A 14991-nucleotide genomic window follows, 5' to 3' on the forward strand; every position below is an offset into this window, starting at 1 on the left:
ATGTTCGTCCGCACCACGTGGCAACGCCACTTCGCCCACGATCTGGAAGTCGCCTGGCGCGGCTGTACCGGCGACGACGCGCACGAACGCGCACGCACGCTGATGGGCGACAACGGTTGGAACGGCCTGCTCGTGCCGGCCGACGACGGCGGTCTGGGCCTCGGTGTCACCGAGGCCGGATTACTCGCCCAGAGCCTGGGCCGGGCCCTGCTCCCCTTCCAAACCATGGGGTCCGTGCCGGCAAGTCTGGCGCCGGCACACACATGGACCCCACCGCCCGCCGGTGCCGCGGCCCCGCCGCGGCCGAGCGTGGCCGTGTGCGCGCCCTCGCATCCCCACGTGATCCGGTCGGACGGCTCACTCGGCTACCTGCTCCACGACGTCCCGGACCTCGTCCTGCTGGCCGACGAAGCGACCGGGGGGCTGCGGACCGTGTCGAGCGGCCGGCTGCGTGCCGACCCGTACGCCGGTCCCGCCGGCCCCCTGTGGGCGGTCGGCCCCCGGGACGAGGCCGCCGGGCAACTCCGGGGCGACGTCGGTTCGTTGTGGGCCATGACGACATGGTTGCGCGGCGCGTACCTGCTCGGGATCGGCGCCACCGCACTGGATGCGGCCCTGACCCGGGCGCGCGAGCGGCGCCAGTTCGGCCGGACCATCGGCCGCAACCAGGCGCTCGCCTTCCCCCTGGCCGCCCAACGCGCCCGCCTCGAAGGGCTGCGTCTGGCGGTACAGGAAGGTCTGCTGGGCCTGGCCGAGGGCATCGACGCCTCGATCGCCCACAAGCGTGCCGAAGCGTTCGTCGACGCGATTCTCGGACTCGTGCGGGAATGCGTCGACCATGGCCTGCACGTACACGGCGCCGCGGGTCTGGCCGAGGGGCGACTCGCGACCCGGTGCTATCGCCACTTGCTCGCCGAGACGCCCGGCGCCGGCCGACTCGCGGGTGCCGCCGGCACCACCGCACACGTACCCGCGGAGCCGTTGCGATGCCCACGCGTGATCGGCCCGCCCGAACCGGTCGACGTGTCGGCGTCGGCCCGGCTCAGGGTGCCATCCGCAGTCAACGACACCGCTGTTCCCCACCCGCCCGATCTGTGCGTACACCACCTCTTCGAGCGTGCGGCGGCCCGATATCCCGACCGCACGGCACTGAGTTCGGCCACCGGGACGCTGACCTACGCGGAGTTGGACCGTCGCGCCAACCGACTCGCGCACCTCCTGCGGGAGCACGGCGTCGGCCCCGACGACGCCGTCGGAATCTGCCTGGAACGCGGCATCGACACGATCGTGGCCGTCCTCGCCGTCCTCAAGGCCGGTGGCGCATACGTGCCCCTGGACCCGGAATACCCGCCGGCGCGCCTGTCGTTCCTGCTTCGCGACAGCGCGGTGGTGCTGTTGCTGACGCACGCGTGGATCGGCGACTGGCTGCCGGAGACCTCCGTACCGGTCCTGTTCCTCGACGAGGTTCGGGACCGGCCCGACCGCGCCCCCGACACGCCCCCGGACGACGCGGCCACCGCGGCCCATCTCGCCTACGTGATCTACACATCCGGTTCCACCGGCCCCCCCAAAGGCGTCGAGGTCGAACACCGCAACCTGGTCAATCGTCTGCTCTGGGACGCCCGAACGTTCCCCTTGACCGGCGAGGACGCGATCCTGCACCACACGTCCCTCAGCTTCGACATCTCCGTCTGGGAAATCTTCGCGCCGCTGGTCTCCGGCGCCCGTCTGGTCGTGGCGGCACCCAAGGCGGCCCGCGATCCGCACGCCCTGTTGACGGAAGCGGTCGCCGAGGGTGTCACCATCCTCGCCTGCGTCCCCTCGCTCCTCGACGTCCTGATCGAGGAAGACGAGCCCGCGCTCGCCGACATCGCCGGTCTGCGCCGCGTCTTCAGCGGCGGCGAGGCTCTTCCCCCCGTACTGTGCCGGCGCTTTTACGCCGCCAACCCGGGCGTGGAACTGCACAACTTCTACGGCCCCAGCGAGTGCACCATCGACGTCACCCACCGGCACTGCCGACCCGAGGACGGCGAGGGATCGGTGGTACCCATCGGCACACCTATAGACAACGTCCGGGTGTGGGTGCTGGACGCTGACGGGGCGCCCGTACCCGTCGGCTACCCGGGCGAACTCCACGTCGCGGGCGCGTGCGTGGCCCGCGGCTATCGGGCACGGCCGTCGACAACCGCCGAGCGCTTCGTGCCCGACCCCTTCTCGACGGATTCCCGGGCCACCCTCTACCGCACCGGCGACGTGGTGCGGCTGCGCCGGGACGGGGCCGTGGAGTTTCTCGGCCGGTCCGACCACCAGGTCAAGATCCGCGGGCATCGGATCGAACCCGGCGAGATCCGGGCCGAGTTGGAGGCGCACCCCGATGTGCGCACCGCCCTGCCGAAGGTGATCCCCGGGCCGAACGGGATCTCCGGGCGGATCGAGGCCCACGTGGTGATGGCCGACGGCGCCGCGTTCGACGAGGCGCGTCTGTTGGAGCACCTGCGCGAACACCTGCCCACGCAGCTGATTCCGTCGAGGATCGGCGTCATCTCGAAGGTTCCGTTGGACACCAACGGCAAGATCGATCACCGGGCGTTGCCGAACCTCGCCGGTCGCGACATCGACTCGGGCGCGGATCCCGGCGAAACCCCACACGCCCTGGCCACCCTGGCCGCGCGGATCCTGAGCGTGGATCGGGTGGGACAGACCGACGACTTCTTCGCCGCGGGAGGCACATCCCTGGACGCGGCCCGCTTCGTCTCCCGGGCACGCCGCGAACTCGGCCTGGACATCGACGTGGAGACTTTTCTCGCGCAGCCCACGATCGCGGCGTTGATAGCGCGCTCGGCGGGGGCGGGCACCGAAACCGGCGCGCGCACGGATGTGGACACCGGCGCGGACGCGGAACCGGGAACGGAATCGCGGCCGACGCCGGAGGGGAGGGTCACCGATGTCTGAGCCCGCCTCGTGGCTGCTGCCCACACCCGACCCGGGGCCGAACTGTCGCGTGCTCCTGTTCTGCTTCCCACCCGCCGGCGGCGGAGCCGGGGAGTACCGCTCGTGGGCCGCGGACCTGGGTCCGGAGATTCGGGTCTGCCCCGTCGTACCTCCCGGCCGAGACACCAGATCCGGTGAACCCCCGCTCACGGACCCGGACTCGTTGATCGCGGGCGCGGCCCGGGGACTGGCCGAGCGACTCGACACCGCGCCCGAACGGCCCTACGCCCTCTTCGGACACAGCCTGGGCGCGATCATCGCGTACGAGACGGCCAGAGCACTGAACGCCGCCGGCCGTCCACCGGTGATGTTGGTGGCGTCCGGGAGCGAACCGCCCTCGCGGGTGGCCGAGTCCGCCCGCGCCCGCCACTTGCTCCCCGATCCGGAATTCCTGGCCGAGGTGAGCCGGCTCGGCGGCGACTCCGCAGCCGGGGCGCACGCACCCGAACTGATGCGCGCACTGCTGCCGCGACTGCGCGCCGACTACACGATCGCCGAGACCTACACCCATCGGCCCGGCGTACCGCTGACCTGCCCGATCACCGTGTACACGGGAGACGGGGACGACTCCCTGCGCCCAGAACTCCTCACGGAATGGGAGCGGCTCAGCACGGAGGCGCCGACGACCGTGCGACGCTTCCCCGGCGGACACGCCTACCTCGACGACGCCCGCCCCTACCTCCTGCGCGCGCTGCGCAAGGACCTCAACACGGCGCTGAACAAACGGTGAAGGCGTATGCGATCGGCCACCACCCTGCCCGCCCCCGAGCACAGCGAACGATGCCTTCATCCGGGCCGCCGGGCCGTGGCATGCGCCCACCGTCAACCACAGGGTGCCCTCACCCGTGCGCTCGCCGGAAACCGGCATCGGGCGCGCGGCCGGCGGCCGGGGACAGGTCCGCGAGAAGGGCGTCGCCGCTCGCTGAGTCGTTCCAGGGTTGTCCTGCGGCGTACTCGGCGTCGAAGCTCGCGGGGTCGGGCCCGGCACGCCCGAGTGTTCGACGTACCCGGGTGGTCGGTCGGCACCTCGGCCGCGTACTCCACGGGGATCGGTCGATGATCCGACTATTTGGTGCGATCGGGGGTGATGGTCTCGTTTCCTCGCGGGAGTGGGCTCGTTCGCGTGGATGATCGGTCGAGGTGCTCTTGCGCCCGGGGCAGCGTTGCGGACGGCCTTTTGCGTCGAACCTGGAGGACTCGTGCGATACTTCCCGCCTCGCGCGCGCGTGCGGGGTCTGGCCGTCGTGCTCGTGCTGGTCGCGGTCACCCTCGGACCCGCCGACGCGGCCGGCGCAACCGATGGCTACGAGTGGGCCGCGCTCGGGGATTCCTACACCGCCGGTGACTTCGTCGGCGACCCGCGGCCGGGGCTGGGCGACCCATCCCGCGACGGCTGCGATCGCACCACCGACGCCTACCCCGGTGTCGTCGCACGGGCACTCGCCCGGCGCCCGCCCGCCAAGCCCGTACACCTCACCGACGTCTCCTGCGACAACGCCGTCATCGGCGACATCACCACCACCCGACAAACACCCGTCAGTCCCGTCCAGCCCCCTGCCGGCGGCTGGCCCCCGGTCGACCCGCAGATCCGGCGAGCCGGCCTCGACGCCGAAACCGACGTCGTCACCATCGGCGTCGGCGGCAACAGCCTGCCCCTCGGCGAGGTGCTGCTCACCTGTGTCGAACGGGGCGCGGTCGGCAAGTCGTGCCGCGACTACTACGCCGTCCCTCCCGCGGGCACGGAGAGCGTCCCGGACAAACTGGCACGGGTCCGGAACGAATACACCCGGATGCCGGCCCTCGTACACCGGGCCGCCCCCGGGGCCGAGGTGATCACGATCGGCTACCCGACCATCCTGCCGCGGCAAGGCACCAGCTGTGACCCCCAGTCCCTGATCGAACTCGGCGCGATCACCCACACCGACGTCGACTGGTACCGCGATCACGTCCTCGAACCACTCAACGACACGATCCGGCAGGCCACTTCCGCCTTCGGCGACCGCTACGTCGACACCTACACCTCCAGCATCGGCCACGACGCCTGTCAGCCCGAAGGCACCAAATGGATCGAGGGAATCTGCGGCAACGCCGACGACTACTGGCCGGCCCAAGTCCCCGACCTGTTGCTGAACTGCGCCCTCATCGGCAAACGCGCCACCCTGGTACACCCCAACGCCGCAGGCCACACCAACACCGCCGCCCGGGTGGAGCAGGCGATCCGCACCGCCCTGCGCCGACACCGACCCGGGGGCCGGTCACCGGAGCCCGCTCGGCCACCGCGCCCGAGCACGGCGACAACGACACTCACACGCGAGGCCCTCGACACGTGAACCACGTGCGGCATCGGTCCGGATGACCCGACGCAGCGCGCCCCGCCCCTGTGGCCACGTCGGCCGCAGCCACGGGTGCCGTCGAGCAGTGCCGCCAGTCGTGCAGTGCCTCGGAGACGGTGTCTCGGAGACGGCCCGGTCTCACGCCGAGGCGGGCAGCGGGGTGGTGTTCCTCGCCGCGCTCGGGTGGACGGCGTCGCGGAGCGTGCGCAGGTCTGTGACCAGGTCGCGCAGTCGGTCCGGAGTGAAGAAGCCCGTGAACCAGCGCTCGATGTCGTCGAGGTGGTCGGTCGGTACCCCGCGCAGTCGGTCCGCGCCTTCGGCGGTGAGGACGGCGAGACGGGCGGCACTGGCCGCGGGCGGGACCGGCACGGTACTGCCTACGCGACAAGAGGCCCTTCCGATGTAACGGAAGGGCCTCTTGTCGCGAACGGCCCGCAGGCGGACGGCGCACATCGGTCCGTGGAGACGACCCCTGTCAAGGCGGGGGCGCAGGGCGAGCGACCGGACCAGCTTCCGGGTCTCCCTTCCAAGGGACAGCAGCGCTTCGTGGCGCTCCGGCCCGCGCCCGTCAGGCGCCGATGAGTCGGCTGATCACGGTGTGCGGGCCGCTGGTGGGGAAGTTGAAGGGCTCGGTGATGAGGTACGCCCTTGCTGCCTCGTCCATGTCGGGCCACAGGGTGCAGTTCTGCGTGTAGCGGTAGTAGTCGCCGCCGTAGATCGCGCAGTACCAGAAGTACCTGTCGGCGCGGAGCTGGATCTGGCGTTCCTTTCGGCTGCCCGCCGTCGGCCACGCGGTCAGGTGGAGGGCCCGCTTGATCTCCGCTGTTCCGGCGTGGGCGGGCCTGATCGAGCCGACCACAAGAACGACCGCGGCCGACAGCACCGCCCCGGCCTTGGTCATGCGGCGCCGCGTGCGCCCGGCGACGCCGGGCCTGCCGTTGGCGCTCAGGTGCGCTGGTGGCGCGGAAGAAGCATGCCGACCAGGGCGATTGCCGCGGCCAGGCCCGCGGCTGTGAGGAACACGAGGTCATAGCCGTCGGCCAAGGCGTTCGCCGATTCGGCATCGGACGCATGCGCTGCCCGGGCGGCCGCGGCCGTGGCGAGCGCGGCAAGCCCGAGCGATCCGCCCACCTGGACGGCGGTGTTGGCCAGACCGCCGGCCGTACCCGCGTCCCCACCCGCGACCCCGGCGGTGGCGGCGGCCATCAAGGTCGGGAACGTCAGACCGATGCCGGCGGCGATCAGCAACGTCGGGCCGAGCACGTCCGCGAGGTAGCCGCTGTCCGCACCGGCCCGGGACAGCCAGCCGAAGCCGATCACAAAGCACACCGAGCCGCCGAGGACCAACAGGCGCGCACCGACGCGCGGAAGCAGGATCGCCGACTGTCGGGCAACCAGCATGAACGCGATGGCGGCCGGGGTCTGGCCGAGCCCGGCACGTAGGGCGCTGTGGTCGAGTACGTTTTGGAGGAACAGCGACGTGAAGTACCACATTGCGATCGTGATCCCGCCGAACAGCAAGAGCGTCAGATTCCCGACGGCCACACCGCGGAGACCGAAGAGCCGCGACGGAAGCATCGGTTGGTCGGCGAACCGGGCCTCGACGACGGTGAACACCGCCAGCAGGACCAGTCCGGCGGCGGTCGGCGCGACGACGTGCGAAGACGTCCAGCCGAATTCGGTGACCTGCATGACACCGTAGAGCAGCGCGGCGAGGCCGGCCGTACCGGTGACCGCGCCGGCCAGGTCGAGCGACGTGCCGCGTTCGGCGCGTATGCCGGGCAGGACGGTCATCGCCACGGCGACGAGGACCGCGCCGATAGGCATGTTGATGAGGAAGACCCATCGCCACGACAGGCCCGTGGTGAGCGCGCCGCCGGTCAGCGCACCCGCCATCCCGCCGACGCCGCCCGCAGCCGACCAGGCGCCGAACGCCCGGGCGCGGGCGCGTTCTTCGGTGAAGGTGGTGTTGAGGACGGCCAGAGTCGTCGGGGCCAGCACCGCGGCCCCGACACCTTGGGTGATGCGGGCGCCCACCAGGATTTCCGGAGTACCGGCGAGGCCGCCGACCAGGCTCGCCGCGGAGAACACCGACAGCCCGGCGACGAGCATCCGACGGTGGCCGAATACGTCGGCGGCACGGCCGCCGAGCAGCATGAAGCCGGCGAAGGTGAGCAGGTAGCCGTTCACCACCCAGGCCACTCCGGTCGAGGTGAAACCGAGGTCGCGACGGACGGACGGCAGCGCCACGTTCACGATGGACGCGTCCAGGATGACCATGAACTGGCACGCGCAGGCCAGGGCCAGGATCAGTCGGGCGGGGCCGGAGCGCGGTGCGGTGGCTGCGGGTTCGGTGGTTGTGGTGGTGGTCATGGCTTCCCCTCGTGGCAGACGGAGGCTCATACGGCCTGGGTAGCGGGCGTGCCGCCGTCACGCGGTGCGTCGGCGGTGATGTCACGGCCTGCGTGGAGCCGGTCGGTGATGGCGACCAGGCGGCGGCCCTGGTAGGCGGCCGCGTCCAGTGCCGCATCGTCGGGACCCTCCCCGGTCGGGCCTGTGACGGCGGAAGTGCCATAGGGGTTGCCGCCCGCCGCATGGACGGTGGGGTCGGTGAATCCGGGCGGCACGATCAGCGCGCCCCAGTGGTAGAAAACGTTGCTCAGCGACAGGATCGTCGCCTCGCTGCCGCCGTGCCGGTTGTACGCCGACGTGAAGGCGGTCACGGGCTTGTCCGCCAGACCGCCCTCGCGCCACAGGCCGCCGGCCTGGTCGAGGAACTGCTTGAGCTGTGCGGCGGGCGCCCCGAATCGGGTGGGTGTGCCGAACGCGAAGGCATCGGCCCAGGCCAGGTCGTCGATCGCGGCTTCCGGGATGGACGCGGTGGCATCGGTGTGGCGGCGCCACAGCGGGTTCTCGTCGATCGCGCTGTCGGGCGCGAGCTCGGCGGCTCGGCGCAGCCGCACGTCCGCTCCGGCCGCGGCGGCGGCGTCCGCGAGGGCCTGGGCGAGAGCGTGCACCGAACCGGTGGCGCTGTAGTAGACGACGGCGATCTTGGCGGTCATGTACGGCTCCTGGAGCGGGTGAGGGCGCGTGACGGCGTACGGCTGCCGGAGCCGCCCTCGGGGTGGTGCGCATGAAGTGCTTACGCGCATAAGATTATCTGCATAATGTTATGCGCATAAGTAGTTCGTCAAGGAGGAGGACCGTGGACTTCGCCCAGGCCGATGCCCTCAACCAGGCCATCCGACCGTTGAGCCTGCGGCACCGGGCCCGGGCCGCTGCGCTGATCGCGCTGCTCGGACTGCACCCCGGCCAGGAGGCGCTTCTGCTCGAACTCGCCCGCACCGGCGGCCCGCGTATCCAGGCCCAGTTGAGTGAGGCGCTCGGGGTGGAGCCGCCCAGCGTCACGCTGATGCCCCGCAAGCTGGAAGCGTCGGGGCACGTCCGTCGCACGCAGGCCCCTTCCGACAAGCGCGCGAGCATCGTCGAGTTGACCGAAGTGGCCTGGAACTCGTCGAGCGGATCGAGGAGTTGTGGCGCATGCTCGGCGAGGAAACGGTGGCGGGGATCGCCGAGGCGACGGTGGCCGGGCTGCCTCGCGTACTCGCCGCCATGACGGCCGACGTCGATGCGCGTCGCCCTCGCACGGGAGTGTCATGAACCCCGGAAGGCAACGAAGCGCCGGCTTCGAAGGGCAGCCCGACCAGCCCGGAGGCCCCACCGATCGCCCCACACGAATAGCCGGGCGCGCTCTCCCGACGGCCCAGGAGGCCTCGCCGATATGGCACCAGAACTGCAGCGCCCTCCGCTCCAAGCGGACGAACGCACCGTGATCATCGGCCGGCTTGACCTGCGGCGGCAGATCTCGTGCTCGGATACGGGGGTTTGCCCGAGGCGGATGAGCGGCGGGCGTTCTCGGTCACGCCGTCGCAGAGCCGTACGGCGCGCGCCGCCCAACCGCTGCCGCCGTGGCTCGCCGGCCTTCGACGGCGCCTCCCGCCGCCCTCGGCGCCGGACCGGCGGTCTGCGTCGACCGCACGTCCGGCGCCGAGGGTTCTTTTGACGTGCCTGATGTGCGTGCCTGCGCAGCTAGATCGAGCCGACGACCTTGCGCGGGGTGACCCGGACGACGACGCGTGGGGTGTCGTCAGCGGAGGCGGGATTGAAGTCCGCGTAGTCCTTGCCCGTGTACTTGCGCGATAGTTCGTCGATCAGCTCCGCACCGCCTTCCGTACCGAGGGTGGCGGTGCCACGCACCTCGGCGTAGGTGTACGGCGCGTCGGGCGGGTTGATCATCACGGCGACGCGCGGGTCCCTGCGCAGGTTTCGTTCCTTCCTGCGGCCCACGGTCGTGGAGATCAGCAGGTCGTCGCCGTCGCGCTTGAGCCAGGTCACCGACAGCTGCGGGCTTCCGTCGGGCTGGATCGTGGCCACCGTCGCGAAGACGGCGTTGTCGTCGACGAGCCTCTTGAGATCGTCGGAGAGTGCGGCTGACATGGAAAGGGCCCCTTTCGGTGGCGTCTCGCACCCCACGGCACGGGTGCGACAACGGATGGCGCCACGGAGTACAACGACCGTTTCCGATACCGGTGCCGGGCCGCAACGACCGACAACCCCCTACGCGCACCCGTGAGGTGACGTGACGCGGCTGCGCGTAGGAAATACACGGAGCCGAGCACGACCGCAGCCGCTGCCACCGGCCGCCGATCGACCGGATCACCTCAGCTGCGTCAGGCCTCGACCTGGCCGACACCCGCGCCCCCGACCCGGGGCGCCCCCCCGGTTGGCCGCCGTCGGCGTCACCCCGGCCGACCTGTGCGCCGTCGACCGGGAACGCATCGTCCACCTACGCGTGTACACCGGCCGCAGCCGCGCCGAGATGGCCGCTCGGTATGGCCGAGGAGAGCTACCGGCGCCTGGAGACCCGCGGCCGGCGCGACCGGCTCGGCGTAGGCCGCTACCGCCACACCGAGAACCGGTGACGAGCCCGGGAGGAGTGGGCGCCGCCCGCGTTCGGCGTCACCCCCGAATGCCTGCTCTCCGCCGAACGGCACACCCGCGACCACTGGATCGCCGAACGGCGCCCGATGGAAACAGGGGCACGGCCGCGCCCCCCGAAACCGCCGCCACGATCGAGGACACCATCCGGCCCGAGGTGACGCGCCGGCCGGCGCCCGCTCGGTCAGGTCCGCCCAGGCAGGCGCGTCCCGCTCAGGTTTGCACCGAACAGGTCCGTGCCGTGCAACTCAGCGCCGTGCAGGTCCGCGCCGGTCACGTGGAGGCCGGACGGATTCACCAGGGGCCGGAGGGGTTCAAGGAGGGCGAGCGTGGTCAGGGCTGTCTGTACGTCCGGGGCGGTGTGGTCGGGTGCGTCGGGTGCGTCGGGTGCTCCGGTGGCGGGGGCGCGGTCGCGGGCGAGGCGGTGTCCTCGTTGCGGCCCGAGCCGGCCAGGCGGCGTAGTGCGTGCTCGGATGCGGAGCCCGGCTCGGCGGCGAACAGGTCGAGGCCGCTGTAGTCGAGGTCGCCGGGCAGAGTCACGAGTTCGCCGTACAGCTCCAGGTCGCCGACGACGGGGTGGTGCAGGCGGTAGAAGCGGTGGCCCGTACGTGCGACGGGATGGGACAACCACATCCGTGCGAACTCGGGACTGGCCGCGCGCAGCCGCTCGATGTGTGCGGTGAGGCGCGGGTCGCCTCGGTAGCAGGCGGACAACACCCTCAGGTGCGCGACGTGTTCGACCGCCGTGCGCTCCCAGCCGTCGCCGTGCAGGTCGCGTATGTCCGGCCGGAGGAAGATCAGGTCGGAGATGCTGCGCTCGCCCTCGGGCATGGCCGCGAAGTCGCCGAAGAGCGCGGTCGCGACCGGGTTCCACGCCACCACCTCGGTGTGCCGCCCGACCAGGATCGCCGGGGTCGCGTCGAAGGACGCCACCAGGTGCCGCAGGCCCGGGCGCGGCGGGACGGTGGTCCCGGGGCAGGTGCGGGCGTTGGGCCTGGCGAGTTGGTTCAGGTACGTCCGCTCGTCCTCGTCCAGGCGCAACTCCCTCCCGATCGCGGCCAGGATCTCCACCGAGACGCTGTCGGCCCGGCCCTGTTCGAGGCGCGTGTAGTGCGCGACGCTGACACCGGCGAGACCCGCCAGCTCCTCGCGGCGCAGGCCCGCGACGCGGCGGCGGCCGCCGTACACCCGCAGCCCGACGTCCTCCGGACTCAGACGGGCGCGGCGGGACTTGAGGAACTCGCTCAGTTCGATACGTGCGTCCACACCGCGACGATAGCCGGGACGGTGCGAGGGTGATCACGCGGTGCGTAGGCAAAGCCGGGACCTGGGTAACCCGCGGCGGTGCGCCCACGCTGGGAAGCGACCCAGCCGCCCGCCTCGCTCCCGAGGCCCGTTTCCGGAGGTCGGCCTCATGCCGTCGCCTGCCAACCCTATGCGCCCCACCAACCTCACACGCCCCGCCTGGACACTCGCCCTCCTCGCTCTCGCGGGCCTGATCACCGCGCTCGACTTCACGATCGTGTACGTCGCTCTGCCCGAGATCGCCGACGACGTCGGCTTCTCCGACCGCGGACTGCAGTGGGTCGTCAGCTCTTACGCCGTCGTGTACGGCGGACTCCTGCTGCTCGGCGGCCGCCTCGCGGACCTGCTCGGCAGACGCCGCATGTTCGTACTCGGCATGGCGCTGTACGGCGCCGGCTCGCTGCTGGGCGGCCTCGCCACCGCGCCGGCAGCACTGATCGGCGCGCGGGCCGTGCAGGGCGTGGGCGGTGCGGTCCTGTTCCCCGCGACGCTGTCGCTTGTGAACACGCTGTTCGAGGAGGGGCGTTCGCGGACCCGAGCGCTGACCGTGTGGGCGGTGTCGGGAGCGGGCGGGCTGAGCCTGGGTGCGCTGCTCGGCGGCGTACTGACAAGCGTGTTCGGTTGGCAGGCGGTGTTCCATGTGAACGTGCCGCTGGTCGTGGTCGCCGCGACGGCCGCGTTCGCGCTGTTGCCCGCCGACGCGGCGTGGCGCGGCGGACGTGAGGGGCGCGAAGTGCGCGAGGGACGGAACGGACGCAGCGAGCAGGACGGGCGCCGCGACGGTGCGGGTGTGGCGCGGCCAGGCTTCGATTTCCCGGGCGCGTTGACCGGCACGGTCGGGCTCACGCTGCTGGTGTTCGCGATTGCGCAGGGGCCGGAGTGGGGTTGGGCGGATCCCCGGGTGCCGGGCACGGCGGGAGTGGCACTGCTGTTGCTCGCGGGATTCGTCGCGGTGGAATCGCGGACGGCCGATCCACTGCTGCCGCTACGCCTGTTCACGCAGCGCGCTCTGACGGCCGCGACCGGGGTGATCCTGGTGTTCGGACTGACTCTGCAGGCCGTGCCGTTCTTTTTGACGTTGTGGTTCCAAAACGAGATGGGCTTTTCGGCGCTGCGCACAGGAGTCGCGTTTCTGGGGCCGACGCTGTCGATCACAGTGGGCAATCTCGCGGGTGAGCGCCTCATGGGGCGCCTGGGCGTGCGTCGAACACTGATAGTCGGGTTCGCGGTCGCGGCGCTGGGGGCCGCGGTGCTGGCGCTGGGGATGACGGACGACTCGACGTACGTCGGACTGCTGCCCGGCATCGTCACCTTCGGGTTGGGCACCGGCACCTTGTTCACCACGATGTGGGTCGCCGCCGCGTCGGGCGTCGCGGACGCCGAGCAGGGCGCCGCGACCGGACTGGCGTCCACCGCTCTGCAGTTCGGCTCCGGGGCCGGCCTGGCGGTGCTGGTTTCCGTGGGCGGGATCCGGACGGCCGTCGCGGTGGTCGCGGTGGGCGCCCTCATCGGTCTCCCGGCCGCGTTGACTCTCCCGAAGGCCGTGCGGCGTCCTGCCGAACCGGCCGGGGCCGGGCCCGCCGATCCGATCGGTCGGTCTTCGTCGTCCTCGGCGCCGTCACCCTCGGCCCGCGACGTCTCGTAGGCGTTTCCTGTCCCATCTGCCGGTCCCGCCGACCTCTGGGCCCAGCGCCACTCCGGCGGCCTGAACCGCCGACGCACTCCGTGAGTGCCGGGCGATGTCACCGGGGCCGCTCGAAACACACCGCCGCACGACACATCGGTCTTCCCTGTCGTTCGTGTGTCGGCTGCGATCGTTCGTCCGACACCGAGACGATGCCCGTCCTCGCCGTCACATTCGGCTCCCCGCGATCGACCGTCGATGGCAACGGCCCCACTCGGACACCACAGGAGCCTGGACCGGCGTGGCATGGGTCGGGCAGCCGCGCGATGCTGGGAGTGTTCGTCGAACCAGGTCGCGTTGTCGCGTCCACCTCGACCGGGAGCACCCATGACCACTTCGGACTCAGGCACACCTCGGGGACCCGCCGAGGTGGCGCGTGCGGTTTTCGAAGCCCTCAATGATGGAGATCTCGACTGTTTCGCACTTTTCTCGGCCGACGACGTCTTCGACGACTTCATCGCCGTCGGCGAGTTCCGCGGAGCAGCGGCCGTACGTGCCTTCTTCGCGGAACTCTTGGCCGCCGTCCCGGATTTTTCGATTACCGTGGAAGACGTGATCGCCGATGCTCACGGCGCTGCGGTCAAATGGCACGCCACCGGGACGTTCACGGGCGGACCATTTCAAGGGGTCGTCGCGAATGGGCGACGGATCGATCTCCGCGGTGTGGATTTCATGGAAATCGACGACGGGCGGGTACAGCGCAACCGGATCGCCTACGATGGGGCCACATTCGCGCGCCAAGTCGGGCTGTTGCCGCCGACCGGGTCGGGACCCGACCGAGCGCTGCTGGCGGCATTCAACCGGAAGACCCGTCTCACCCAGTGGTGGCAGGCTCGTCGTCGGGCCACCACATCGCACTGACCGCCCCGGAGCATCACCAACTCCTGTTCCAAGGCGCCGAACCTCAGTCGACCAGATCCGCTCGGTACGGCAGACCAGCCGTGGGAAAAGATCACCCGAAAGCAGGTCGGATCCCACTCCGTCAAGTCTCACACCGCCCCTACGGATGGCAAGGCGCGAAGCGCCGAAGGCAACGAACCCGTCGATGGCGGTCGGCAACGCGGCAGCCGTGGTCGGGAAGACCTCGAGTCGCTGTCCTTCCCGCTGCTTCGTCCGTCCCGACGACCGCGGGGTGGCGATCGACCTGATCCATCGGCGGGTCACGAACGTCGCAGGTAGGCGCGGCGCAGCTCGTCGGCGCCCCACATGACGAGGGGGAACACGGCAATGATGCCCACGGCCTCAATCGGCGGGGCGGCGGTATCGAATACCTGTTGCAGGGGTGGCAGATACACCAATGCGGCGGTGAACGCGATCTCGAACACGATTCCCCACAACAGGAGCGGGTTGGTGCCGATCACGACGGCCCGCAGCGGGGCGTGCTCGGTGCGGGCCGCGAAGGCGGTGCCGATCTGGCACGCCACGATGCCCATGAAGGTCGCGGTCGTGGCCTGGATGTAGGTGTGGTGCAGGGCAGTGCCCGATCCGGTCGGATCGCCCGGGCGCCAACCCCCGTGCACGAGCACCGCGAAGAAGGCGCTCAGCACCAGGGCCGCCGCGATCGGCCCGAGGAAGAGCCAGGCCCGAACCAGGAGGTCGCGACGGATCAACCGTTCCTCGGGGGGACGCGGGGGACCGCTCATGAGTCCGGGCCCGGACACGGACCGCCAGCGCGAGGGT

The 14991-nt window shown here is 71.1% G+C and carries 14 protein-coding genes; 6 read left to right on the forward strand and 8 right to left on the reverse strand.

The genetic code is table 11. The features are described 5' to 3' along the window. The 3 genes from ACH4XV_RS35100 to ACH4XV_RS35110 all read left to right on the forward strand — a co-directional run bounded on the left by ACH4XV_RS35100 (nucleotide 1) and on the right by ACH4XV_RS35110 (nucleotide 5321). Nucleotides 1–2952, forward strand: coding sequence for an amino acid adenylation domain-containing protein (locus ACH4XV_RS35100; RefSeq protein WP_395796377.1), 2952 nt, complete (start codon nucleotides 1–3; stop codon nucleotides 2950–2952). Further along, on the forward strand, nucleotides 2945–3721 hold the full coding sequence (locus tag ACH4XV_RS35105; protein WP_395796378.1) for a thioesterase II family protein: 777 nt from the start codon (nucleotides 2945–2947) through the stop codon (nucleotides 3719–3721). Before ACH4XV_RS35100 ends, ACH4XV_RS35105 begins: the two co-directional genes overlap by 8 nt. Before the next feature lie 469 nt (nucleotides 3722–4190). Beyond that, nucleotides 4191–5321 carry an SGNH/GDSL hydrolase family protein gene (locus tag ACH4XV_RS35110; protein ID WP_395796379.1) on the forward strand — a complete coding sequence of 377 codons (1131 nt, stop codon included), beginning with the start codon at nucleotides 4191–4193 and terminating at the stop codon, nucleotides 5319–5321. A 141-nt stretch (nucleotides 5322–5462) separates the two neighbouring features. Here ACH4XV_RS35110 and ACH4XV_RS35115 read toward each other — a convergent pair whose 3' ends face one another. The 4 genes from ACH4XV_RS35115 to wrbA all read right to left on the reverse strand — a co-directional run bounded on the left by ACH4XV_RS35115 (nucleotide 5463) and on the right by wrbA (nucleotide 8386). After that, nucleotides 5463–5693 (reverse strand): hypothetical protein, encoded by a 231-nt coding sequence (locus tag ACH4XV_RS35115; RefSeq protein ID WP_395796380.1) that lies wholly within the window; start codon nucleotides 5691–5693, stop codon nucleotides 5463–5465. A 199-nt stretch (nucleotides 5694–5892) separates the two neighbouring features. Further along, nucleotides 5893–6225 (reverse strand): hypothetical protein, encoded by a 333-nt coding sequence (locus tag ACH4XV_RS35120; RefSeq protein ID WP_395796381.1) that lies wholly within the window; start codon nucleotides 6223–6225, stop codon nucleotides 5893–5895. A 44-nt stretch (nucleotides 6226–6269) separates the two neighbouring features. Further along, nucleotides 6270–7697, reverse strand: coding sequence for an MFS transporter (locus ACH4XV_RS35125; RefSeq protein WP_395796382.1), 1428 nt, complete (start codon nucleotides 7695–7697; stop codon nucleotides 6270–6272). A gap of 26 nt (nucleotides 7698–7723) precedes the next feature. Beyond that, nucleotides 7724–8386: an NAD(P)H:quinone oxidoreductase gene (wrbA, locus tag ACH4XV_RS35130; RefSeq protein ID WP_395796383.1), complete on the reverse strand. Its 663-nt coding sequence runs from the start codon at nucleotides 8384–8386 to the stop codon at nucleotides 7724–7726. Nucleotides 8387–8529: 143 nt separating this feature from the next. Between wrbA and ACH4XV_RS35135 the strand changes: the two genes are divergently transcribed. Beyond that, nucleotides 8530–8940 carry a MarR family winged helix-turn-helix transcriptional regulator gene (locus tag ACH4XV_RS35135; protein WP_395796384.1) on the forward strand — a complete coding sequence of 137 codons (411 nt, stop codon included), beginning with the start codon at nucleotides 8530–8532 and terminating at the stop codon, nucleotides 8938–8940. A 473-nt stretch (nucleotides 8941–9413) separates the two neighbouring features. Here ACH4XV_RS35135 and ACH4XV_RS35140 read toward each other — a convergent pair whose 3' ends face one another. The 3 genes from ACH4XV_RS35140 to ACH4XV_RS35150 form a co-directional block, all read right to left on the reverse strand. Continuing rightward, nucleotides 9414–9821: a PPOX class F420-dependent oxidoreductase gene (locus tag ACH4XV_RS35140; protein WP_395796385.1), complete on the reverse strand. Its 408-nt coding sequence runs from the start codon at nucleotides 9819–9821 to the stop codon at nucleotides 9414–9416. Between the two features lie 685 nt (nucleotides 9822–10506). Further along, nucleotides 10507–10620 (reverse strand): pentapeptide repeat-containing protein, encoded by a 114-nt coding sequence (locus tag ACH4XV_RS35145; protein ID WP_395796386.1) that lies wholly within the window; start codon nucleotides 10618–10620, stop codon nucleotides 10507–10509. Nucleotides 10621–10655: 35 nt separating this feature from the next. Beyond that, the gene (locus ACH4XV_RS35150; RefSeq protein WP_395796387.1) at nucleotides 10656–11588 is read right to left on the reverse strand and encodes a helix-turn-helix domain-containing protein; all 933 of its coding nucleotides are present in this window, start codon (nucleotides 11586–11588) and stop codon (nucleotides 10656–10658) included. A gap of 169 nt (nucleotides 11589–11757) precedes the next feature. On the opposite strand from ACH4XV_RS35150, the gene ACH4XV_RS35155 reads away from it, so the two are divergent. Beyond that, entirely contained in the window at nucleotides 11758–13272 is a 1515-nt protein-coding gene (locus ACH4XV_RS35155) for an MFS transporter (protein ID WP_395796388.1), read from the forward strand. A 366-nt stretch (nucleotides 13273–13638) separates the two neighbouring features. Continuing rightward, on the forward strand, nucleotides 13639–14172 hold the full coding sequence (locus tag ACH4XV_RS35160) for an ester cyclase (protein WP_395796389.1): 534 nt from the start codon (nucleotides 13639–13641) through the stop codon (nucleotides 14170–14172). 299 nt (nucleotides 14173–14471) lie between these two features. On the opposite strand, the gene ACH4XV_RS35165 is transcribed toward ACH4XV_RS35160, so the two are convergent. Continuing rightward, entirely contained in the window at nucleotides 14472–14921 is a 450-nt protein-coding gene (locus ACH4XV_RS35165; protein ID WP_395796390.1) for a cation transporting ATPase C-terminal domain-containing protein, read from the reverse strand. Nucleotides 14922–14991 lie beyond the last annotated feature (70 nt).

It is taken from the genome of Embleya sp. NPDC020630, assembly GCF_044334985.1.
Classification (GTDB): domain Bacteria; phylum Actinomycetota; class Actinomycetes; order Streptomycetales; family Streptomycetaceae; genus Embleya.

Excerpts from the sequence above, each read along its gene's own strand:
- ACH4XV_RS35100 (WP_395796377.1), top strand. The coding sequence starts at position 1 with ATGTTCGTCCGCACCACGTGGCAACGCCACTTCGCCCACGATCTGGAA.
- ACH4XV_RS35105 (WP_395796378.1), top strand. The coding sequence starts at position 2,945 with ATGTCTGAGCCCGCCTCGTGGCTGCTGCCCACACCCGACCCGGGGCCG.
- ACH4XV_RS35120 (WP_395796381.1), bottom strand. The coding sequence starts at position 6,225 with ATGACCAAGGCCGGGGCGGTGCTGTCGGCCGCGGTCGTTCTTGTGGTC.
- ACH4XV_RS35125 (WP_395796382.1), bottom strand. The coding sequence starts at position 7,697 with ATGACCACCACCACAACCACCGAACCCGCAGCCACCGCACCGCGCTCC.
- wrbA (WP_395796383.1), bottom strand. The coding sequence starts at position 8,386 with ATGACCGCCAAGATCGCCGTCGTCTACTACAGCGCCACCGGTTCGGTG.
- ACH4XV_RS35140 (WP_395796385.1), bottom strand. The coding sequence starts at position 9,821 with ATGTCAGCCGCACTCTCCGACGATCTCAAGAGGCTCGTCGACGACAAC.
- ACH4XV_RS35155 (WP_395796388.1), top strand. The coding sequence starts at position 11,758 with ATGCGCCCCACCAACCTCACACGCCCCGCCTGGACACTCGCCCTCCTC.
- ACH4XV_RS35160 (WP_395796389.1), top strand. The coding sequence starts at position 13,639 with ATGACCACTTCGGACTCAGGCACACCTCGGGGACCCGCCGAGGTGGCG.